At 63.2% G+C, this 21,317-nt stretch carries 19 protein-coding genes; 12 read left to right on the top strand and 7 right to left on the bottom strand.

Going from position 1 to position 21,317, the window contains the following annotated elements:
* The gene (locus LA343_RS00630; protein WP_025403634.1) at positions 1-1,098 is read left to right on the top strand and encodes a phosphotransferase family protein; all 1,098 of its coding nucleotides are present in this window, start codon (positions 1-3) and stop codon (positions 1,096-1,098) included.
* Here LA343_RS00630 and LA343_RS00625 read toward each other — a convergent pair.
* Complete coding sequence (locus LA343_RS00625; RefSeq protein ID WP_039910989.1) at positions 1,095-1,415, bottom strand: hypothetical protein; 321 nt, start codon at positions 1,413-1,415, stop codon at positions 1,095-1,097. The two genes, LA343_RS00630 and LA343_RS00625, sit on opposite strands and share 4 nt — an antisense overlap.
* A 56-nt stretch (positions 1,416-1,471) precedes the next feature.
* On the opposite strand from LA343_RS00625, the gene LA343_RS00620 reads away from it, so the two are divergent.
* Positions 1,472-1,870: a DUF4229 domain-containing protein gene (locus tag LA343_RS00620; protein WP_081737443.1), complete on the top strand. Its 399-nt coding sequence runs from the start codon at positions 1,472-1,474 to the stop codon at positions 1,868-1,870.
* A 319-nt stretch (positions 1,871-2,189) separates the two neighbouring features.
* Here the strand turns inward: LA343_RS00620 and LA343_RS00615 are convergent, their stop codons facing one another.
* The 4 genes from LA343_RS00615 to LA343_RS11695 form a co-directional block, all read right to left on the bottom strand.
* Complete coding sequence (locus LA343_RS00615; protein WP_025403631.1) at positions 2,190-3,059, bottom strand: 1,4-dihydroxy-2-naphthoate polyprenyltransferase; 870 nt, start codon at positions 3,057-3,059, stop codon at positions 2,190-2,192.
* A 154-nt stretch (positions 3,060-3,213) separates the two neighbouring features.
* Complete coding sequence (locus LA343_RS00610; RefSeq protein ID WP_025403630.1) at positions 3,214-4,476, bottom strand: AMP-binding protein; 1,263 nt, start codon at positions 4,474-4,476, stop codon at positions 3,214-3,216.
* Positions 4,477-4,530: 54 nt separating this feature from the next.
* Entirely contained in the window at positions 4,531-5,064 is a 534-nt protein-coding gene (locus LA343_RS00605; protein ID WP_025403629.1) for a hypothetical protein, read from the bottom strand.
* A gap of 235 nt (positions 5,065-5,299) precedes the next feature.
* Positions 5,300-6,007, bottom strand: a complete 708-nt coding sequence (locus LA343_RS11695; RefSeq protein ID WP_025403628.1) for a DoxX family protein — start codon at positions 6,005-6,007, stop codon at positions 5,300-5,302.
* Between the two features lie 93 nt (positions 6,008-6,100).
* Here LA343_RS11695 and LA343_RS00595 point away from each other — a divergent pair, with 93 nt between their 5' ends.
* On the top strand, positions 6,101-6,601 hold the full coding sequence (locus LA343_RS00595; RefSeq protein ID WP_052337591.1) for a fluoride efflux transporter FluC: 501 nt from the start codon (positions 6,101-6,103) through the stop codon (positions 6,599-6,601).
* Between the two features lie 3 nt (positions 6,602-6,604).
* Positions 6,605-7,078 carry a fluoride efflux transporter FluC gene (locus LA343_RS00590; protein ID WP_025403626.1) on the top strand — a complete coding sequence of 158 codons (474 nt, stop codon included), beginning with the start codon at positions 6,605-6,607 and terminating at the stop codon, positions 7,076-7,078.
* 9 nt (positions 7,079-7,087) lie between these two features.
* Here LA343_RS00590 and LA343_RS00585 read toward each other — a convergent pair whose 3' ends face one another.
* Positions 7,088-8,053, bottom strand: coding sequence for a 1,4-dihydroxy-2-naphthoyl-CoA synthase (locus LA343_RS00585; RefSeq protein ID WP_025403625.1), 966 nt, complete (start codon positions 8,051-8,053; stop codon positions 7,088-7,090).
* 44 nt (positions 8,054-8,097) lie between these two features.
* Between LA343_RS00585 and LA343_RS00580 the strand changes: the two genes are divergently transcribed.
* The 8 genes from LA343_RS00580 to LA343_RS00545 all read left to right on the top strand — a co-directional run bounded on the left by LA343_RS00580 (position 8,098) and on the right by LA343_RS00545 (position 19,763).
* Entirely contained in the window at positions 8,098-9,225 is a 1,128-nt protein-coding gene (locus LA343_RS00580; RefSeq protein ID WP_025403624.1) for an o-succinylbenzoate synthase, read from the top strand.
* 6 nt (positions 9,226-9,231) lie between these two features.
* Positions 9,232-9,918 (top strand): SA1002 family membrane protein, encoded by a 687-nt coding sequence (locus tag LA343_RS00575; RefSeq protein ID WP_025403623.1) that lies wholly within the window; start codon positions 9,232-9,234, stop codon positions 9,916-9,918.
* A gap of 352 nt (positions 9,919-10,270) precedes the next feature.
* On the top strand, positions 10,271-12,754 hold the full coding sequence (locus tag LA343_RS00570) for an Ig-like domain-containing protein (RefSeq protein ID WP_224209178.1): 2,484 nt from the start codon (positions 10,271-10,273) through the stop codon (positions 12,752-12,754).
* 49 nt (positions 12,755-12,803) lie between these two features.
* On the top strand, positions 12,804-15,077 hold the full coding sequence (locus tag LA343_RS00565) for an Ig-like domain-containing protein (protein ID WP_025403621.1): 2,274 nt from the start codon (positions 12,804-12,806) through the stop codon (positions 15,075-15,077).
* Positions 15,078-15,188: 111 nt separating this feature from the next.
* On the top strand, positions 15,189-16,994 hold the full coding sequence (gene menD, locus LA343_RS00560) for a 2-succinyl-5-enolpyruvyl-6-hydroxy-3-cyclohexene-1-carboxylic-acid synthase (RefSeq protein WP_224209177.1): 1,806 nt from the start codon (positions 15,189-15,191) through the stop codon (positions 16,992-16,994).
* Complete coding sequence (locus tag LA343_RS00555) at positions 16,991-17,509, top strand: DUF3592 domain-containing protein (protein ID WP_025403619.1); 519 nt, start codon at positions 16,991-16,993, stop codon at positions 17,507-17,509. Before menD ends, LA343_RS00555 begins: the two co-directional genes overlap by 4 nt.
* Before the next feature lie 91 nt (positions 17,510-17,600).
* Positions 17,601-18,971, top strand: coding sequence for a glycosyltransferase family 4 protein (locus LA343_RS00550; RefSeq protein WP_025403618.1), 1,371 nt, complete (start codon positions 17,601-17,603; stop codon positions 18,969-18,971).
* A gap of 63 nt (positions 18,972-19,034) precedes the next feature.
* Complete coding sequence (locus LA343_RS00545; protein WP_025403617.1) at positions 19,035-19,763, top strand: lipocalin family protein; 729 nt, start codon at positions 19,035-19,037, stop codon at positions 19,761-19,763.
* Positions 19,764-19,771: 8 nt separating this feature from the next.
* Here the strand turns inward: LA343_RS00545 and LA343_RS00540 are convergent, their stop codons facing one another.
* A complete protein-coding gene (locus LA343_RS00540; protein ID WP_025403616.1) occupies positions 19,772-21,295 on the bottom strand; it encodes an SDR family oxidoreductase in 1,524 nt (507 codons plus the stop codon).
* Positions 21,296-21,317 lie beyond the last annotated feature (22 nt).

Raw genomic sequence — 21,317 nt, 5'->3', positions numbered from 1 at the left:
ATGCCGGTGACAATCGAGCAGGTGCCGGAGCTGGTGGCCCGCACGTGGCGGGATTTGTCCTGGGAGCGGGAAACCATCCCGCCGCAGGGCATGGATCACGCGGTGGTGATGCTCAATGGGCTGCGCTCCGGTGAGGGCGAACTGGCGGACATGGTTCCGGAGACCGTGGTGGCGCGCGTGCCGTATGAGGCGGAGTATCGCGACCAGGCGATGCTGGAATCGTCCCTGATCGCGCAGCTATTCCGGGGCACGAAGGTGCGGGTGCCCGAGACAGTGCGGCAGGCCTACGCGCGCGGCACGTTCCACACGGGGGATCCGATCATGCTGACGCTGCAGACCGTTGTCACGGGCTCGGCACTCGACGCCGCCACCTGGGCAACCCTCACAGACGCGCAGCGCGCCACCGTGGCGGAGCAGCTGGGAAGCCTGCTGGGGACGATGCACTCCATGAACCCCGACCTGCTGCCGTTGAGCACGGTGGAGAGCTGGTGGACGGACGGCGCGGAGACGGCACAGCTGAGCACGAACGCGCGGACGCTCCCGGCGAAGCTGGCGCTGATGCGCGAGCGCAGCGCGGAGTTCATCGAGCCGAACGTGAGTACTGAGGAAATGGAGCATATCCGCACGGTGTTTGCGCAGGTCGATGAGCTGCTGGCGCGGCGGCATCAGCAGCGGAGTCTGACGCACGGGGATCTCTTCCCGGGGCACGTGCTGTGGGACGGTGGCGCTGGCGTTGGCGGCGGTGCTGGTGGTGTTGGTACTGGCGCGGGTGGAAGCGTTGGCGTGATTGATTTCTCCGACATGACGGTCGGCGATCCCGCCCTGGATTACGCCCACTTCGCTTCTATCTCGCCGGAGTTGCCCGCTGCTGTGGCCCGCCAAGCGGAGGTGCATTATCGCAAGCGCGCGGCAGCCCGGAACTTGCCGGACCGCCCGCTGTACGGGACTAACGGGGCTGACGGGACTAACGGGGCTGACGCGGCCGATGGTGCTGAGGATGTGCTGCGGCGGGCGGCGATCTATAAGCAGTGGGACGACATTTTCCTGCTCATCGACCACTACCGCACCGGGCGTTCACCCCGCCCGAAGCTCGTCTAGCGCTCTTCTTCGTCGCCGCGTTCTTCGCGCTGCTTGCGTAGTTCTTCGCGGCGCTGGCGCTGGCGTTCCTGCTCAGCCGCCTTTTCCGCAGCGCGCTCCTGCTCGCGGCGCTTCTTGAACCGTTCCTTTTCGATGTTCCACAGGAAGTCCGGATCGTCGTCCGGCCCCTTGAGCTGCGGTTCGGCCTGTTGTTCTCGACGCCCAATTCGCCCCATCCCCGAGCCTTGTCCTGAACGCTTCCACGTTGCGGGTCCGAAAGCCTTCCACAGCAGAACCACGGTGACAATGATGAGGAGCAAAAGCACGAGACGACCCATGTTCCCGATCATAAAGGATTGGAGATTGTCAGGGAATTGAACGTAATGTGGTCATCGTGACCAGTGAACATTCTGAACACGAACAGCAGCCAGACGAGGCACCCGCTCGTCCGGTTGCGCCTGCGCAGTCCGCGGCATCCGGCGACCAGGACCAGCGCAAAAAGCTCCGCAGCAAGGCCCTCCGTGACGTTTTGCTTTACGGTTTCCTCCGCCTTTTGCTCTTCCTCGTGCTGACCGTGATCATTCACTCCATCGTGATTCTGCTGGGGATGGCCTCGTACTTCCCGCTGCTCATCACCATGACGCTGGCGTTGCTGCTGGCGCTACCGCTGTCCATGTTCATGTTCAAAAAGCTGCGCCTGCGCGTCACAGCCGAGGTGGCCGAGTGGGACGCCGGCCGCAAGGCCCACCGCGCCCAGCTGCGCGATCAGCTCCGCGAGCGCCTGGACGAGTAGTTCCGGTCCGCTGCCAGCTGCCAGCTGCCAGCTGCTAGCTGCTGCTACCGCTTGCTGCTCACCACTCGCCGTGTGCCGTTCCCCGCTCGCAGCTCGCCTCTTACCGTCTACTGTTCCCCACTTGCAGCTCGCCTCTCGTCGCCTACCTTCGCCCCCTGCCCCGAGTAGCAGATGTGCAGCGAAGTTATGCGCGAAAATGTACATTTTCGGGCCCTGAACGTACCTCTTCGGTAGATGATTTCACTGCAGATGTGCTACCTGGAATGGGGTTGAGGGGTGGGGATGGGGCTCGGGTGGGAATGGGGACCGAGAAACCGGCCTAGAAAAACGCTGCGATCAGCTGCGTGATGGACCACAGCAGCATGCCACGACCCACCAACCCCAGCACGGGGATGAGCTTCTTGCCCTCCGCACCGGACCGCACCGGTTGCGCAGCCACCAGCCACAGCGGCAGCGCAGCCAGGCCCAGCAGCGCGGCCACGTTCCCGATGCTCAGCAGCAGAGTGATCACCACAGCGCTGCCCACCAGGGCCTGCCACAGGATGCGCGTTCTGTGGTCACCCAAGCGAACGGCGAGGGTGATTTTCCCGGTGGTGGCGTCGGTGGGAATATCACGCAAGTTATTGACCAAGTTCACGGAAGCCGACAGGCTGCCAATCGCCACCGCCAGCAACACACCGCGCCAGCTGATCGTGCCAGCCTGCGTGAACTCCGTGCCCAAGACCGCGACCAGGCCGAAGAAGATGAACACGGACACTTCACCCAAGCCACGATAGCCGTAGGGGTTTTTGCCGCCGGTGTAGAACCAGGCCGAGGCGATACAGGCCGCGCCCACGAGGATCAGCCACCACGCTGACATGACGCTCAAGATCACGCCACACACCGCGCCCACGCCGAAGCTGATGAACGCCGCGCGTTTGACCAAGGTCGGCGGCACCAGGCCGCTGCCGGTAAGGCGGAGGGGGCCGGAGCGGTCGTCGTCGGTGCCGCGGATGCCGTCGGAGTAGTCGTTGGCGTAGTTGACTCCCACGATCATCGCCAAGGCCACGGTCGCAGCAAGGATCGCGCGGATGGCACTGCCCTGGCCATCCATGACGGCTGCGGCGGTGCCCGCGATCACGGGGGCGAAGGCGTTGGCCCACGTGTGTGGGCGTGCGCCCTCGAGCCATTGGGAGAATGAGGCGCTCATGGAAGAGATACCGGCTTTCTGTCTGATTCTGTTGGTCTGCTGTTACTACAGTCTGCTGTTACTTCAAGCGGGTGAGGAACACTGTCGGCGCCCGCCCTGGGAGGTTCCGCGGGGTTCCGCGGGGTTGCGCGGGATCTCGCATGCCCTGCGTGCCCTAAGCGCCCGACGTCCGCTCCGTCCGCGATGTGTCCCTGCCGAGATCACGCAGCAGCGTTGCCACCGCGCGCCGATCTACCTTGCCCGGCCCGATGCGCGGCAGCTCGCCGACTGCCCACACTCGCCGCGGATTGAGGTGCTTCGGCACGTGCCCGCGCAGGGTATCGCGGACGATATTAGTGATTTCTAGCGGCAGGTCCGCACCCGGCGTGCTTTCCGGGGTGAACTCCACGGCCGCCCAGATCGCCTGGCCGAGCTCACGATCGTCCACGCCCACCGCCGCCGCGGCCGTGATTCCACGAATGTGGTCAGCCAGCGCCCGTTCCACTTCCTCCGGCAGAACCTTGTAGCCCCCAGAGTTCACTGCGCCATCGGCGCGGCCGAGGATGCGTAGGGTGGCGTCGGAGAAAAAACCAATATCACTGGTCGCAAACGTGCCCGGGGCGGGGAACGCGGGGTGGCCGGGGAGGTTGCGGTATCCCTCGGCGACCATCGGGCCGGTGATGGTCACCAGGCCCGCGCCGCGATCGTCCGGGGAGTCGATGCGCACGGTCGCGCCGGGGATCGGGTGGCCGTTGTAGACCGCTCCACCTGCGGTTTCGCTTGACCCGTACGTCGTTATTAGGGCGACGCCGCAAGCCCGCAACTCCTCCAGCAAGCTCGGGCGAGTGGCCGCGCCGCCCACGAGAATGGCGGTGAACTGCGCGAGCGCGGCAACAGCGCGAGGATCGGTGGCCAGGCGCTCCAGCTGCGTGGGCACCAGGGACGTGTAGAGATCCTCGCCGGGGTGCTCGGCGGTGAGTGTGGAAACGTCCTGGAGGAAGCCCTCGACGGTGAAGGCGGTGCCGGAGCTGAGATGGCTGGCGAGCAGCGGTGGGAAGCCCGTGCGGAGGCTGCGAACCATGACCTGGATGCCGGCGATGTGGTGCAGCGGTAGGGCGAGGAGCCAGGGGCCGGGGCGGCCGCCCGTGAGGGCGTCGATGGTGGCGAAGGTGCCGGCGTTGCTGGCGTCCAGCTGAGAGGTGGTGAGGATCGCTCCCTTCGGGGTGCCAGTCGAGCCGGAGGTGCTGACCACGATGCTGCCGGGTGCGATGGGGGCGCTGGGATCATCGGCCTGCATGAGGGCAGGCAGATCCGGGTGGGTGGTGCGCCAATCGCTGGGCAGGGGGAGCAGGGCCGTGCGGTCGGCGAGGAGATCGTGCAACGCAGAAAGCGCCTCCGGGTAAGCGGAGGCGCTGAAGACCTGCGGGCGTAACAACATGGTGTTGAGTCTACCCGTGGGGTCAGAGGTTAAAGCGTTGCTGGGGTCGCGCGGCTAGAGGGCGCTGCTGTCTAGCAGTCCGAACTCAGCGACGCGGGCAATCATGGCACGCAGCTCGGCGGGGCCGGGCACGCGCTGGTGGATGGCCACGAAGGCTTCCTGCACATCGTGCGAGGTTGCGGGGGTGCGGCCGGTGTCTACCAGGTACGCGATGATGTCCAGGTAGGACGGGCTGCGGGTATCCAGCGCGTTGAGGCTGGGAGTGGGGAGATCGGCGCCTGCGCGGAAGTAGTCCGCCAGGCGGGCCTCTTCCTCGGGTAGTTCAGTGCCATCGTCGAGGGTCAGGGTGCGGATTGCACCGGGGGCTGCAGTGGCAGCGGCGGACGCGGACTTGCCGCCCTTACGGGAGGCCTTTGAGTTTCCGCGGGCGTTATTCCGAGCGGAATCGGCACCTGGATCGATGGCAACGCCCGGAGCTGCGTCGAAGGCTCGGGTTCGAGCTGTGCCCAGGGCATCGGTGTAGCCAGTGGCCACGCTTGCCGTAAAGGAACGAAGCTTGGAAGCTAGTTGGGTAATGAAGTTATACACGGCGCGCACCCTCCTTTCATGCTCATATCGGTGGCGTTGTGTAGTTTGCTGTAAAAGGAGTGTACAGAACAATGATTGGAAAAGTCAAGTATTTTTCGCTCCCACGGTTTCGGCGCGTTGGTGCAGGTCAAGCGAATGGAGAAAGCGCGCACCCGCATGGTGAAGGGGTGCGCGCTTGTCGAAAAATAGCCGATCCTGCGGGGTTGTGGCCCCGACTACTGCCGCTGTAAGACGGCTAGTTCCTGCCGGAACCACCGGACGTGCCCGGCCACTGGGTCGTGGGGGCGTCGGGATCCACCGGCTGGGTGCCGTGGGTGCCCTGCGTTCCATGAGCGTCATGGGTGGGGGTGGTGCCGGCAACCGTGCCGGGGGATTGGAACTGCGTGGTCTCGGCATCGGAGCTGTTCGAGTACGTTGTAGACGCAGGCGCAGAAGCCGGCGCGCTTGCGTAGGCAGCGTTCTGCTGAGCAATAGCCTGGTCAGCAGCGGCCTGATTCTCCGCGGCGCGCTCCTCGGCCTCCTTCTTCTCGCGGCGTCGGCGAACCGGCGTGGCGAACAGGTAGTCCAGGGAGATGCGGCCAGCGCCAGCCGCGGCGATAGCCAGACCGGCAGCACCGATCACGGCCACGAGTTCCCAGCCGCCATCGGTCACGAAAATGCCGTTGTCCTTGTGCGCGAACCAGAAGGCGCCGAGCATTTCCACGAACAGGATGGGGCCGACGATGCGCACCAGCAGACCGAGGATCAGCAGCGCGCCACCGGCGAGCTCGAAGTAGGTAGCAACCTGGGCGGAAATCTCTGGAGAGGGAGTGCCCATCTGCTGGAACTTCTCCTGGACCCCAGCGATGGTCCAATCGTTGTACTTCTGCCAGCCATGGGCCAGCAGCACGCCGCCCAGGATGAGGCGGGCGATCAAGGTGAATAAATCTTTCAATGCCGTCATGTTTTCCAAAGGTACCAACGAGCGAGACGCTTGCACGGCTCCCGCGACGGCATCGGGCGTAGAATAACGGCGATTAGTTAGGAGGCTCAGAGGATGGCGCCATCGCAGGCTAGCTCAGCCGCTTCCGCTCGAGCGATCACCCCACCACCTGTCCACCGCAATGTTCCGGCTCTCATCGCCGTGGCAATCGGTGCCCTGGTGGGCTCGATTCTGCGCACTGTCGCCACAGAGGTGTGGGGCACGAACACGGGAGTGATGGTGTGCAACATCGTTGGCTGCCTGGTTCTCGGTGCCCTCACCCCGGTGATGGCGTCCACGAGTCACTGGCGCCGCCTCGTGTGCACCGGCCTGCTGGGAACACTGACGACCTATTCCTCCCTGGTGGTCTTGACCCTGGATAAGTCAGCCGGCTGGGGTTACCTGCTTGGCACGCTCGTCGGCGGACTCTCTGCTGCCGTGGTGGGGCTTGTGGCGGGCTTCGAGATCGTGCGTGCGCGAGCCATCCACGAGGACAAGCGTAACGAGGTTAACCGTGGTGCCGAAGACAGTGCCGACAGTGCCGACAGCGCAGACAGCACAGGGGAGGGCCGGTAACTCATGAGCGATCTCCCCTCCCTCCTCATCACCTCCATCCCCCTGACCATCGGCGCGATGCTTGGTGCCGTGGGCCGCGCCATGACAGAAAGCCTCACCGCCCCGCAACACGAGCGCTTCAGCGCAGCCCGGCGCTGGCCTGCCCCGTGGCCGCTGGCCACCTTCGTGGTCAACATTGGCGGTTCATTCTTGCTCGGCCTCGTCACGGGCCTTACCGTTCACTTTGGCGGTGGCTTCGGGTCCTCGCCGATCGTGGCCGCCCTGATCGGCTTCACTGGCGGTTTCTCTACCTTCTCGACCGCTCTTGTCGACGCCGCCAAGCCCGCCGTTACCGCAGGCCATGGACAGTATCGAACGAAGACCGGCGAACGGTTGGAACTGAAGCACCTACTTTCGGCACTCCTGCACGCCTTCGCAATGGTGGGGATCTGCCTGGCGGCGGCAGCACTGGGCATGTGGATCGGAAAGCTGGTCTAGCGCCAGCCCCTAGTAGTAGTACGGGAATTCCTCCCACCGCGGCGGGCGCTTCTCTAGGAAGCTATCGCGACCTTCCACAGCCTCGTCGGTCATGTACGCCAAACGCGTGGCCTCACCAGCGAACACCTGCTGGCCCATGAGCCCATCGTCCGTGAGATTGAACGCGAACTTCAGCATCCGCTGGGCCGTCGGAGACTTCGAGTTGATGGCTCGAGCCCATTCCACGGCCACGTCCTCCAGGTCGGCGTGATCGGCCACCTCGTTGACCGCGCCCATGCGGTGCATCGTCTCGGCGTCGTAGGTCCTGCCCAGGAAGAAGATCTCCCGGGCGAACTTCTGACCCACCTGCTTGGCCAGGTAGGCGGAGCCGTATCCGGCGTCGAAGGATCCCACGTCCGCATCTGTTTGCTTGAACTTGCCGTGCTCCCGGCTGGCCAGCGTGAGGTCGCAGACCACGTGCAAGCTGTGCCCGCCACCGGCCGCCCAGCCGTTGACGACCGCGATGACGACCTTCGGCATCGTGCGGATCAGCCGCTGGACCTCGAGGATGTGAAGCCGCCCACCCTCGGCCTTCACGCGCGCTTCGTCCACGCCGTCGGCGCCAGCTGCCTCCACGTTGCCGTCGTGCTCCGTGGCGTACTGGTAACCGCTGCGGCCACGGATGCGCTGGTCACCGCCGGAGCAAAACGCCCAGCCGCCATCCTTCGGCGACGGCCCATTGCCCGTCAGCAGGATCGTTCCCACGTCCGGGGTGCGGCGCGCGTGGTCGAGGGCGCGGTAGAGCTCATCCACCGTATGCGGGCGGAACGCATTGCGCACCTCCGGGCGGTCGAAGGCGATGCGCACGATGCCATCGGCCCGCTCCGTGCCCACGTGCCGGTGGTAGGTGATGTCCGTGAAGTCGAACCCCGGCACCGGCTTCCACTGCTCGGGCTTGAACGGATTGGTGCTGTCGCTGTTATCGCTGTTGGTCATGCCTCGCATTCTAACGACGGTCGAAGTTTGGCATTGTTAGAACCATGACGTCTGCACCCCACTCTGAACCCCACTCTGAACCTCATCCCGAACTCCACCTGCCCTCCTTCGATGAGCTCGCCGCCCGCGCCACCGTGGTCGCGCTGCCGATGCGCGTGCCGTTCCGTGGTGTTCGGCTTAGGGAAGCCATGGTGTTCGACGCCCCAACGGCCTGGTCAGAATGGGCGCCATTCGTGGAGTACGAAGCAGCAGAGGCCGCCACGTGGCTGCGCTCGGCGATTACCTTCGGGTGGGGTCCGGATGCGTCCGTCCGCGATTCCGTGGCAGTCAACGCGACCATCCCCGCCGTTGACGTCTCCCGCGACCCCGAGGTCATCGACGCCCTCATGCAGCGCTACCCCGGCTGCACCACGGTCAAGATCAAGGTTGCGGAGAAAGGCCAAACCGCCCAGCACGATCTCAACCGTATCGCGGCCGTGCGTCAATGGTTCACCGACAACGCCGGAGGCGCCGCCGCCACAGCGCACCCCACCATTCGCCTTGATGCCAATGGGGGTTGGAGTGTCGATGAGGCTGTTGATGTGGTGACCGCGGCGGCGTCGAACCAAGGGATCGACTACGTAGAACAACCGTGCCAGAGCATCGACGAGCTGGCCGAAGTGAGGCGCCGGCTGATGCGAGCCGGGGTGTTCGCGCGCGTGGCGGCTGACGAGGCGATCCGGAAGAGCGGGGACCCGCACGCCGCCGTCCGCGAGGTCGTGGACGCCGGTGCCTGCGACGTTGTGGTGCTCAAAGTGCCGCCGCTGGGTGGAGTGGACGTGCTCCTCGACGTCGCGGCGGACGTGGCGCGCAACGGAGTGGCCGTGACCGTGAGTTCCGCGCTCGATACGGCTGTGGGGCTCGGCGCGGGACTCCGCGCGGCGGCGAGCCTGCCGACCCTGACCGATGACGACGGCATGCTCGTGGAACCCCAACCCGCAGGGCTGGCGACTGGGTCGCTGTTCACCCACGACCTGGCGCGCCGGGAGATCATCGACGGACGTATGGACGCCCGAGCTGTGACTCCTGACCCGGCAGCACTCGACGACCTTGAGGTCACCGGTGCGCGGCGGGATTGGTGGCTGAATCGCCTCAAGGAATGCCGCCACGAGCTGCACCGTCGGGGGATGTGATCAACCATGATGGCGCTGCTGGCGATCGTGGTGATCGCACTGATTTTCTACGCGATCGACCACCTGGTGTACCGCGGGCAGAAAGATCTGAGCCCCACGACATTTCTCAAGGTGCTGTTCAATTTTCTGTTCATGCTCGTGACCAGTGCGGTATGTCTGCTGCTGATCATGACCGTGATTCTGGGTGGGTTGGCACTGTTCGACTGGGCTATTGACGGATTCTCGCAGGAACAGATCCTGGGGCGCATCAATGGAACGGAGATGCTCTTTTTCATCTTCGTCATCATCTTCCTGGGCGCGATGGTGCATTTCCTGTTCCGCGAGTTTCTCATCAAACACGGGTGGATATTCCGATTCCGAGACGACGACTACGTGATCAACGAGTACCTCATCCAGTGGTCGACCATTTACCTGGCTGTGTATCAGTTCATGTTCGACGGGGTGAAAAACGTGGCCAAAGAGCTGGTGGCCTCCGATAACACGCAGGAGATCTTCAACATCGTCCTGTCGCCGGAGAACATCAACTTGGCCGTGCAACCGCTGCTCATCTGCTCGTGGATCGCCTTAGTGATGGAGCGGCTGCGGTTCCGCAAGGGGCTGGGCGTGCACGCGGATGAGGACGTGGTGCGGGTTGCTGAAGAGGAGGAGGAAGAAGAGGCAGGAGAGAGAAAAGAACGGGAACGGGAGAAGTAGGGGCGCAAATAGGGGATGTGGTGGGGGATGTGGTGGGGGAGAAAAATTTTTCTCTAGCGGTTGTGAAGCCCTTTTGCTGGATTTAGTCTGAACGCGTTGATGACATCGCCCATGCTGGCATGACTATGGAGGGGATGCGGGGTCGGTCGACGTGAATATGCTTCGCGCGACTATCGCTTCAGTCCATCTCTATCTCTATTTCCGGCACATTCATCTGGGGATACGTCAACTTTAATCATTTTGTCGAGCAAAATATGGTTGACTACACGTGATTGCTAGTCACTACACGCTCACAGACTGCATCACCCTTGGGGCATGCCCCAAGACCATCACTCCACCCACAAAACCTAGGATGAGCATGCGCAAAATTTCCGCAATTGTTTCGGCCGCAGCGGTGGCCGTCACGGGCTTCATCGTCCTGCCAATGGCATCAGGAGATGAAGTCACAACGACCGCTTCCATCTCACTCACATGCAAGGCGACACCCAGCACAAGCCTGGCCGGGGCTCAGACCTTCTCCGCCGAAGATGTCGCTGTGAACGTCACGGCCCCCACCAACGTCGATGTCGGCGATAACTTCAGTACAACATTCTCGATTGACCCCGTCAGCGTCGAGGTTCCGTCGCTTCCCCTCGGTGCCCGGCTGGAAAAAGCATCGCGGTTGAAGCTGGACTTCGCACTTCCGGATGGCGTGACGTTCCAGAACGCAGAGATCGACGAATCCAATGCGAACCTCAAGGGGTTCACTGTGCTTCGCGTTAACGAGGCGGGTAGCCCCGATCCCAACGGCCGCATTTTGCGCCTGACAAGCGCTGATAATGCCACGATCGGCAATGGACCGAACTCCAGCAAGACTTCGCACGGTGGCATCGAGTACACCATCACCGGGTCGAAGATCGACCTTCGATTCCCCGTTGTGAAGCTCAACCTGAAGGCTGATACCGCAGGTGAGAAGAACTTCGGCGTGCGCACTGCAGGAGCAGCGGGCAACTTCGGCACGGACGAGAACTTCCTCACCATGAACGCTCAGACCTCGAGCATTGCCTTCGTCGGTCGCGTTTGGGCGCCGACGCAGTGCTCCCCACGGGCATCGGAAAGCGCTCCCATTGATCAGCGGGCGACCCGGCTCGCCACCGTCACGGTCAACCCGGAAGCGGCTGCTACCGAAACATCGGTGACGCTGTCTCGCCCGGCCGAGGCTGTGGCAGGTCAGCCGACAGAGCTGGTGGCCACCGTGGCGCCCCAAGATGCGCAGGGCACGGTCGTGTTCTCCTCAGGCCAGCTTTCGACCGCCCCAGTCGAGGTCAAGGACGGCCGGGCTACCGGCACCCTGACGTTCCCGGAAGCGGGCAATTACGACGTCACCGCCACCTTTACCCCCGCGAATGACAAGAACTTCACGGCATCGTCGATCACCGAGAACGTGACGGTTGCTGGCCAGGTGGCCGAGATGCAACTCAAAGCCCCGGCATCTGCGCCGGCCCGCAACAAGGCAGAAGTATCCGCGACTCTGCCGAAGGGCGCGAGCGGTACGGTGACGTTCCGCATTGGCGACGCCACCGAAGTGACCGCAGATGTGCAGGCCGCTGATGGTGTCGCCACGGCACCCGTACCCACGGGTACGGCCACCGGCCCCCAGAAGCTCACCGCCGTGTACCAGCCAAGTGCGGGTTCACCGTTTGCGAAGGCCCAGGCAACGGCCGACATCACGATTGACGCCGTGGCTGGAACGAGCCTCGAACTCGCCGGTTTGGATGGCTCCACCCGCCCAGGAGATCCCGTCACCATCTCCGCGAATGTCATCCCCGCAGAAAACACCGACTCTGCAGCAGGGCAAGTGATCTTCACTGTCGATGGACGGGATTTCCCTGTACAGGTTGAAGGCCAGCGAGCCGCCATCGAATTCACTCCAGATCGAGCTGGTGAATTCCCTGTGACCGCCCGCTTCGTTCCTGCTGACGCAACTCAAACACCCGCCGAGGCGACCGGCACCCTCAAGGTTGTTGGCGCCACCGAGACGTCTATCTCTGCGGCGGTGCCCAAGAACATCGAACCGTTGGTTGAGGCTCCCACGACGTTCACGGTCACCCCGGCTGCAGCCGGAACCCTCGTGGCCACGATTGATGGTCGCAAGATTTCTGGCGCAGTAGACGCTGCGACCGGCACCGTGACACTGCCCCTCGTCTTCCCCCGCGAAGGCGATTACGCCGTGCCAGTCGATTTCACTCCCGCCGACCCGCGTGCCGCCCGACCCGCGTCGACTGTGGTCAACGTTTCTGTCAAGGCTCCCAGCTACGACGCAGTCTCCGTTGCTCTCACGACCAACCCTGAGGGCAAGGTGGGGGACAAGCATGCCTTCCGCGCGAACGTGACTCCCAACACCGGCAGTGCGTCCAACGTCTCAGGTTTCGTCACTCTGACGAACAACGGGGAGAAGGTCACCAAAGATGGTGCTGAAGTCAGGATTTCTGTCGTCCGCGGCGTCGCGGAGTTCGACCTCACATGGAATGACGCAGGCACGAAGAACATTGTCGCCACGTTCGTCAACGCCGAAGGAACGTCCATGGGCTCTGGCAGCGCCACGGTGACCGTTGCAGATCCCAACGGCGAAGTTCCGCCCACCGACGGTGGTGGAACCGATAACCCCGGCACTGACAATCCGGATGTCGATGGAGATCTTTCTTCGTCATCGTCCAGCGGATCAGTCTTCTCCTCGATCATCTCGTTCTTCGAGAAGCTGTGGAAGTTCATCGTTGATCTTTTCACCGGCGCTGGCAGCCACGGTTCCTCAAGCCTGTCCAGTGGAACCCAGTCCACCCCGAATCCCACGATCTAACTAGTTCGTGACGAGCCACAACTAGTACCTACGCGACAAAGGAAAAGACGTGAAAGCTAAGAATCTCCGACTGCCCGCCGCAGTCGTAGCCAGCACCGGGCTGGCGTTCGGCCTCATCCATGTGGCCTATGCCCCAGAGTCCCACGCTGCACCCGTGTCAGAAGTAAAGCGAGTCAACCAAGAGTGCGTTGAAGACCGAGGGACGTTCTCGAACGGATCCGCACTCACACTGTCCCCCGACAATGTGGCAGTGGAGTACCCGGCTCAGGTGTACCCGGGCGAAACCTTCACTGTGAAGCTGCAACCCGGACAGATGGCCACCGGGGACAAGGACACCGGGCGCATGAAGTACGACGTCAAGCTGCCCGACAACGCCCAAATTTCCAACCTGCGCATCGCAGGCCAAGGAAGCGGATTCAACAACAGCGCAGTCGTGCAGCGGGTGGACGAGAGTGGAAACCCGAGCAGCACCGGAGCCTACGCCCGCATCTGGGACGGGGCGAACTCCGTCAACAACGGCGGCAACGAGAACAACAACTGGGGTCAGGTGTGGTTCACGAACCATCCTCGAGCTGGCCTCCAGGTGGACAAGAACAAGACGTGGCGATTCCCGCAGATCGCCTTTGACGTGACTGCGCCGAACACCGAAGGGGCGACCATCGTCACCGGCCTGCGAAACGCAGGTGGCGGTTCAGGACCCGCGAATAACAATAACCGCGCCAACACGATGTCCATGCTGGCTCGGGCAAACGTCACCGACGCTGTGTATTGCACCGCTGATGCAACGGGTAAGTTTTTGACCTCCACCCAGGTTGTTTCCCGCGGAACCGCGACTCAGTTTGCAGAAACTTCGACCAACCTCGAGGTCACCTCCGGTGGAGGCCCGACCACATTGACCGCGAACGTCACCTATGACGACGGTTCTCCCGTGACCGAAGGCCAAGTGGAGTTCGATTTCGGAGACGGCTCGGACAAGGTCACCGTGCCCGTTACCAACGGTGTAGCAACCACGAACCACACGTACCCGGAGCTGGATGACCGGAATCCCGTTGGCCACAAGGTCACCGCCCGCTATCTCGGAATCGAGGGACGCGTCAAGGGCTCGCAGGATGAAACGACCGTGACCGTCAACCCTGTGCCGCGCGAGCAAATCCAGGCCGTTGTGGACCTTGCCGCCAAGGCCCGACCTGCGGAAGCCAACGACGGGACTCTTCCCGTCGATCTTGATGCTTCCGTGACCACCAAGGACAACAAGACTCTTCCTGAGGGCACCGAAGTGACCTTCTACCAGGGAGAAAAGGAGGTCGGACGCTCCGCAGTTGTCGATGGACACGCGCGATTCACCGCCCAGGTTCCAGACCAGAAGGCAACTCTGACGTTCCGCGCCGTTGTTGCCAATGCAGAAACCGAGACTCAGGAACTCACCGGAGCTGAAGACACCGTTGAGGTCGCTATCGCTCCGGTATCGCGAACCTCGATCAGCGTGAGCGCCAACGAGGACGGAGCCCTTGTCGGACAGAACGTCACGTTTACCGCCAAGTATGCAGCTACCCCTGCCGTGCCAGAGGGAACGGTTGTTATCTTCCGCGCCGATGGCATTCGAATCGGCACCGCACCGGTGGCTGCAGACGGCACCGCGACGATCTCGCATGCATTCGACATCAGTGGCGCCAAGCGAGTAACCGCAGTCGTCGAGGAACGTACCGTCGATGACCGGCTCTATCCCCGCGCGGAATCTCAGCCTGCCGTCGTCACCGTAGCCGATCCCGCGAACCAGGATACGACCACGGAGCTGACCTACACCCGCCCCGATGTGGATGTGGAAGCCGAGGTTCTGACTGGCGATGTGATCCGGTTCGTGGCCCGCGTGGATGCTGGCGGTTCAGCCATTGAGCCGGGCGCGACCGTTTCCTTCTTCGATGGCCAGACCTTCCTAGGAACGGCGCCTGTCGATCCGGCTACGGGTACCGCCACCTTCGATCACCGTTTCGCTGAGCGTGGACAGCACCAGGTCCACGCAGTGTTCAACGGCCAGGAAAAGAAGGACGGCGAGGGCGTCATTACCGAGGTTCTGGAGCCATCGACATCCGAGGCAGTCACGCTCGACGTGAATGCGCACGAGGTGGTCATCGACAACCCTGAGCCCGGCAACAACCCGGATCCGGGTGCAGGTAGCGGATCTGGATCGGGTAGCTCTGAGGGATCGAGCGGCTCCAGCGGTTCTTCGAGTGGCTCTTTCCTCACTCAGATCCTCTCCTTCCTGACCGGGCTGGGCATCGTCAGCGCATTTATGGCGTTCATCGCCCAATTGACCGGCCGCTAGGACAAGGCCGGTTGGACGGACCGTGAGAAGGGTTGGGGTCGGCTAGCTTCGGTGAAGTCAAGCGCACGTCGACGACTATCGGGTAGCCGCAAAGCGGTAAATTAGGTAGCTGTGACTGACTTCCAAGCCGACCCTGACTCGAATCAAACAGCAAGAGTGGGATGCCCCGAATCTCTTGCGACGGCGCTGCGCATTGTGGATCAGCTCATCAGGCGCGGCGTTCAGGACGCCGTGGTCTGCCCTGGCTCGCGAAACTCGCCGCTCAGCTTGGCCCTTGTGGAAGCCGAACGTGCCGGTCGGCTCCGGCTCCATGTGCGCACTGACGAGCGGACGGCAGCCTTCCTCGCGCTCGGCTTGGCGAAATACGACGGTTCCCCGGCCCCCATCATCATGACGTCGGGGACAGCGGTGGCGAACTGCATGCCAGCCGTTGTCGAGGCCACCATGTCCCATGTTCCTGTTCTCGTCGTCTCGGCTGATCGTCCGCGAAAAATGGTGGGCACTGGTGCCAACCAGACGATTGATCAGGAAGGCATCTTCGGAAAGCACGTCGTTGCCAGTGTCACCGTCAGTGACGACGCGCGCGATCGAGTGAACGAAGCGTGCGATGCGGCGCTGGATCCCATCACGGGTGGCGCTGCCCACGTCAACGTCCCCTTCGCCGAGCCGCTCGTCCCCACCTCGCTCGATGCGCTCTCGCTCGCTGCGCAGGATCTCGCCTCCCAAGGCCCCGAGACGCACAACTCTGAGCCCCAGAGCGCAGCCCCGAAGGACCAGCCAACCCGCGGCCCGCGTCGGCCGCTCCCGCACGGCCAAGCGACCATCGATCTGGGGAAGCGCACTCTTGTCATTGCAGGCAGCGTCACCGATCGCGCCTGGGCTCGCGCCGTCATGGACGAGCTCGCGGATGTGCCGACCATCGCCGAACCCGTGGCACCGGCACCCGATTTCCCCGTCCACCCGGCAGCAGCCGGATTGTTCAGCAGCGGCCTCGTCTCCCAAGGTGAGTACTCCGCGCACACCACCCCAGAGCAGATCGTGGTGGTGGGCCGCCCCACGTTGCACCGCGCGGTGAGCCGCCTACTGGCCAACACCGATATCCGCGTGGTCGTTGTCACCGAGACGTCCACGGTCACCAACGTCACCGGCAATGTTGCCGAGGTCGCCAGCTCCGTCCGCGTCACCGGCGAACACCCGGCGGGTTGGGAGAGCGTGTGTCAGGCCGTGAGCGATCTCGGCGCCGAGGCCGTGCGGGAAGCCCTCAACGCTACGGAGTTCAGCGGCGCCCACGCCATGGCCGTGGTGGCTGATAGCCTGCGCGACGGTGATGCCGCTGTGATTGGGGCGTCGTCGACCATCCGAGACGCCGCCCGCGCCGGGATGCCCTTCGACGGTGTCGCAACGTTCGCCAATCGCGGCGCGGCGGGGATCGACGGCACGATTTCCACCGCGGTGGGCATTGCTATGTCCCATGCCCGGCAGCATCGCGACCTCGTGCGGGCGCCGCGCACGGTCGCTGTCATGGGGGACCTCACGTTCCTCCACGATCTCGGCGGCCTCAACATCGGCCCGTTGGAGCGGCGCCCCGAGAACCTGCTGATCGTCGTCATCAACGATGCCGGCGGTGGGATTTTCGAAACCCTCGAACCCGGCAGCGAGGATCTGCGCACCTTCACCGACGGCACAGCCGCCTACGAGCGCGTCTTCGGAACTCCGGTCGACGTGGATATGGCGGCGCTCTGCGACGGTTTCGGGGTGACCTATCACGTCGCGGATAGCCCCACTGACCTGGCCATCGCCATCGACGATCACGCTGAGGCGGGGGAGGCGGGCATCACCGTGATCGAGGCACGCGTGAGCCGCGCTGAGCGCGTCCGCGTCGACGAGCTCATTGCCGCGAAGGTGGCTCCGCGATGACTGATCACACTAGCCCTGCGCCGGAAGCTCCGCAGGCGGCACAAGCGGATCAGCCGGTGCGGTCGTTGCGGGAGAATGTAATTCGACGCCTCCGCCAGGCGATCCTGGCCCTCGGTGGATTAGCGGTGATTATTTGCGGCTCCATGGTCGTCACGGCGGCCATCGATGATGCCCGGATCGCTAGCGACAAAGCCGTGGCCACGGCTGAGGTCACCAGTGTCAACACGCTGCGCACGTACGTGAGTTTCCGCGACGAGCGGGGCACGTATCACCAGCCCTCGGTGGGTCTGAAATACCCCACGGGCCTGTCCGTGGGGCAGCACGTGACAGTGGAATACCAGGCCGATAATCCGGAGAACGTCGAGGTCCAGGGGCGAGGGTGGGCTCTCGCGATCATTCCGGCGCTGTCCTCCATCGCGGTAGTGTTGGTGATAGCCGGAGCGCTGTGGCTTCTTATTCGCCAGCTGGAACGCAAGCTCATGAGGCCGCCGGAGCGTTCCCATACTACAGAATAGCTTTCAGAGTAACTTTCAGTTCAAAAACAATTGGGCTGATCTTAACCTTGAGTTCCTGTGAACGTGGTTTGCGAAGGGAAAGGTAGTCGGTATGCGTGTAGCCATTGTCGCCGAGAGTTTCCTGCCCAACGTCAATGGAGTAACGAACTCCATTCTGCGAGTGTTGGAGCACCTTCGCCGCACAGGTCACGAAGCGCTGGTCATCGCCCCGGGCGCGCGCGACGATCAGGAAGAAATCTTTTCCTACCAGGGGTACCGCATCGCCCGTGTCCCCACCGTTGAAGTTCCCGGCATCAACTCACTGCCCATTGGCGTGCCGATGCCTTCCATCGTGACGGAGCTGCGCGCCTTCCAGCCGGACGTGGTTCACCTCGCCAGCCCCTTCGTACTCGGTGGGGCAGGGGCGCTGGCGGCAAAGTCCCTGCGGTTGCCCTGCGTGGCCGTGTACCAGACGGACGTGGCTGGCTTCGCGAATAACTACAAGATGCGGGCGCTCTCGCGCGCGGCGTGGCAGTGGACCCGTGCGTTGCACAACCGGTGCGCCGTAACGCTCGCGCCCAGTTCCCCGGCGATGGATGAGCTCAAAGCCCACGGCGTCAAGGGCGTGAACCACTGGGGACGCGGCGTGGATACCGTGCGATTCCACCCCTCGAAGCGCAGCGCTGACCTGCGGGCGGAATGGTTCGCCGCCGGTGAAATCAAGCGTGGAAAGGCCCGGCCCTCAGCAGCGCGCATCCAGGATCTCAGCACGACCCGCAAGGTGGTGGGCTTCGTCGGGCGCCTCACCGCGGAGAAATCCGTAGAGAAGCTCGCCGCCCTCGACGGACGCGATGACATCCAGCTGGTGATCGTGGGCGACGGCCCGGAAATGGGCCAGCTCAAGGAGCTCATGCCCACCGCAGTGTTCACCGGCGGACTCTACGGCGATGATCTGCCGCAGGCGTATGCCAGCCTCGACGTATTCGTTCACGCCGGGCAATTCGAAACCTTCTGCCAGGCCATCCAGGAAGCGCAAGCCTCCGGAGTCCCCACCATCGGCCCCGCCGCCGGTGGCCCCATCGACCTCATCGCACCCGGGTTCAACGGCTACCTGCTGGAACCAGACGAATTCGCCGCAGCACTGTCGGGCACGGTGGAATCCATCATCCACGGCGACCTCGACGCGTTCCGTCGTAACGCCTTCGAGGGAGTGCAGCACAAGTCCTGGGCAGACCTCTGCGACCAGTTGCTGGGCTACTACAAGCAGGCGATCATCGCTAAGCAGAACCGCACGTACGTTCCGGAGGCCGTGGCCAACGTGGCCGATTCGCTGCGCACCCGCCCCGCCCTCGCGCATTCCCAGCGAGCCAACTCCACACCCGTGGATGCCGCCTGCGCTACCGATCCCGGCCTGGCCGAGGAACTGGCTCGGGGTGGCGTCGGCAGTAAGAAGGCACAGCGGGAAGCGGCAGCACTCCGGTAGTTTGAAGGGAACGCTGGCGGGCACCACCGCCGGCGCAACCGACGCACACAGGAGACCACCACCATGCACCACCGCACCACTCGTTCTGCACGCACCACTCGGTCCACAGTGACCGGAGCGCTTTTCGCCGCCGTCCTCGGCGCCACCATTTCCGCAGCTCCCGCGGCCAGCGCGCAGTCCTCGTTACCCCAAGGAGACATCACCAACGGCGGGCGTGGCAGCTCCGTCCCAACCGGAACACGCTTGCCGGAGGGCGTGGCCATCGGCTCCATCGGCGGCACCGAGCTGACCCAAGTCGACCACCTGGACCCCGAGAAGTACGTGGGGAAGTGGTACCAAGTGGCCGCGATTCCGCAGCCGTTCTCGCTGCAGTGCGGTTCCAACACCACCGCCGACTACGGCGTGATCGATGCGAACACCATCTCCGTGAAAAACAGCTGCACCACGTGGCTGAACAACACCTCCAGCATCGACGGCAAAGCACGGATCAAGGACACGCAAACCAACGCCTCGCTCACCGTGGCCTTCGACGGAGTCCCCGTGCAGAACCTCGATGGTCCCGTGAACTACCGGGTGACCTACCTGGCGAGCGACTACTCACTCGCAATCGTGGGGGATCCGCAACGGCTCTCCGGATTCGTACTCAGCCGCACGCCCAATCTGAGCTCGGAACAGTGGGAGCTGGTGAAGAAGACCGTCACCGACCGCGGCTACTGGGATTGCGCGTTCTTCACCACGCCACAGGCCGGCGGGCGCTCTGACACGCTGCCGTTGTGCCTCGCGGTGCGTTAGCCGCCGACTTACCGGCCATCTGCCGCGGCTCGAAGAATATTCTTGCGCATCAACGGGAAGATGAAGCCGTGGAAGGGGTACACAGCCCACCAATATATGTGACCAAGTGTTCCCTGCGGGCAATAGATGGCACTTTGTTTGTAAAGCGAACCACCTCCATCGCGTGGTTGAACCTCTAGTTTCAGCCACGCCTTGCCGTTGAGCTTCATTTCGGCGCGTAGAACGAGGTGCTCGCCACGCTTAATGTCCTCAACGCGCCACCAGTCCACCCGGTCTCCCTCCTCGAGGTGCTGTGGGTCACGGCGCCCACCGAGACCCGGTCCGCCCACGATCTTGTCCATGAGACCACGGACTTGCCATAGGACCGGTGCGGAATACCAACCGTGCGAACCGCCGATGCCTTCAATAACTTTCCAGACCTGTTCAGGGGCTAGATCCGATTCGCCTTCGCGCACGTCTGTGTACACCTGTAAGCCGGCCCATTCTGGGTCTGTTGGAAGTGAATCGGCCGGATCTAGGGAGTACTTCCAACTGTCGTCCCACGACGTTGCGACGGCTCCGATTTCCTCCCGCTCTAGTGCAAGATCAACGGCAGTGGGGTAGTCGATGAGCCCCTCCGGCGGATCCGGAATGAGGGGCTTGATGGAGTATTCGGGATCTGTGACGGCATCCTCGGCCATCGACTGAGCAAGAGGGAATGCCAGTTGTGCGGGCACCGGAGTGACGAGGCCGATCCACATACCGGACAGTGTGTCCATGGGTAGCGGGATGGGTACTGAGGTGATGAAGCGGTGCATGTTGCGGGCACGAGCGTACAACCGAATGAGGTCAGCAAATTCGTACGTCTTGCCACAACCAACGTCATAAGCGCCATTGTTCGGATCGTCGAGATCCGCCACACTGACCAAGTAGTACAAGGCATCGCGGATGGCCAAGGGCTCGATCTTGTTCGTGATCCATTGGGGAGCCACCATCACTGGCAAGCGTTCTGCCAAGTGGCGGATAATTTCAAACGATGCAGAGCCAGATCCGATAAGTGTGGCGGCTTGAAGCACCACCGTCGAAACCTCAGAGTCCAGCAGTATGTGCGCAACACGTTCCCGTGAACGCATGTGTTTGGAGAGCTGCTCGAGGGATTTGTCTTTCGGGTGGAGGCCAGATAGGTAGACGATTTGGCTGACGTGCTCTTCTTCCGCTGCCTGGGCGAAATTTCGAGCGGCTCGGGACTCTGCTTCCTCGAAGTCCTCGTCCTTACCTCCCATTGAATGGACCAGATAAAACGCGACATCTACGTCCTTCAAAGCCATGCGGAGGGAGTCGAGGTTGTCGAGATCTCCTTCCACGATATCGACGTTCTCCGACCAGTCGAAGCGTTCAAGGCTGGAAGCATTCCGGGACATGGCGCGTACGCCGAATCCTGCTTCGAGGAGTTCTGGGATGACACGTCCGCCAACGTAGCCGGAAGCGCCGGTCACCAGAACCTTGCGCTCAGGGTGATGTGCGGTGATATGGAGAGTGGTGCGACTGTGCATAGCACCAGCATAGAGCTCGAGG

Origin of the sequence: Corynebacterium falsenii (genome assembly GCF_020099275.1) — a bacterium.
Taxonomy (GTDB): Bacteria; Actinomycetota; Actinomycetes; order Mycobacteriales; family Mycobacteriaceae; genus Corynebacterium; species Corynebacterium falsenii.
Note: the sequence above shows the minus strand (reverse complement) of the source record. Positions and strands in the feature narration are given on the sequence as shown.

Bases quoted from the DNA above. Each gene is read 5' to 3' on its own strand.
- LA343_RS00630 (WP_025403634.1), top strand. From the start codon at position 1: ATGCCGGTGACAATCGAGCAGGTGCCGGAGCTGGTGGCCCGCACGTGG.
- LA343_RS00625 (WP_039910989.1), bottom strand. From the start codon at position 1,415: ATGGGTCGTCTCGTGCTTTTGCTCCTCATCATTGTCACCGTGGTTCTG.
- LA343_RS00615 (WP_025403631.1), bottom strand. From the start codon at position 3,059: ATGAGCGCCTCATTCTCCCAATGGCTCGAGGGCGCACGCCCACACACG.
- LA343_RS00610 (WP_025403630.1), bottom strand. From the start codon at position 4,476: ATGTTGTTACGCCCGCAGGTCTTCAGCGCCTCCGCTTACCCGGAGGCG.
- LA343_RS11695 (WP_025403628.1), bottom strand. From the start codon at position 6,007: ATGACGGCATTGAAAGATTTATTCACCTTGATCGCCCGCCTCATCCTG.
- LA343_RS00595 (WP_052337591.1), top strand. From the start codon at position 6,101: ATGGCGCCATCGCAGGCTAGCTCAGCCGCTTCCGCTCGAGCGATCACC.
- LA343_RS00590 (WP_025403626.1), top strand. From the start codon at position 6,605: ATGAGCGATCTCCCCTCCCTCCTCATCACCTCCATCCCCCTGACCATC.
- LA343_RS00585 (WP_025403625.1), bottom strand. From the start codon at position 8,053: ATGACCAACAGCGATAACAGCGACAGCACCAATCCGTTCAAGCCCGAG.
- LA343_RS00580 (WP_025403624.1), top strand. From the start codon at position 8,098: ATGACGTCTGCACCCCACTCTGAACCCCACTCTGAACCTCATCCCGAA.
- LA343_RS00575 (WP_025403623.1), top strand. From the start codon at position 9,232: ATGATGGCGCTGCTGGCGATCGTGGTGATCGCACTGATTTTCTACGCG.
- LA343_RS00570 (WP_224209178.1), top strand. From the start codon at position 10,271: ATGAGCATGCGCAAAATTTCCGCAATTGTTTCGGCCGCAGCGGTGGCC.
- LA343_RS00555 (WP_025403619.1), top strand. From the start codon at position 16,991: ATGACTGATCACACTAGCCCTGCGCCGGAAGCTCCGCAGGCGGCACAA.
- LA343_RS00550 (WP_025403618.1), top strand. From the start codon at position 17,601: ATGCGTGTAGCCATTGTCGCCGAGAGTTTCCTGCCCAACGTCAATGGA.
- LA343_RS00545 (WP_025403617.1), top strand. From the start codon at position 19,035: ATGCACCACCGCACCACTCGTTCTGCACGCACCACTCGGTCCACAGTG.
- LA343_RS00540 (WP_025403616.1), bottom strand. From the start codon at position 21,295: ATGCACAGTCGCACCACTCTCCATATCACCGCACATCACCCTGAGCGC.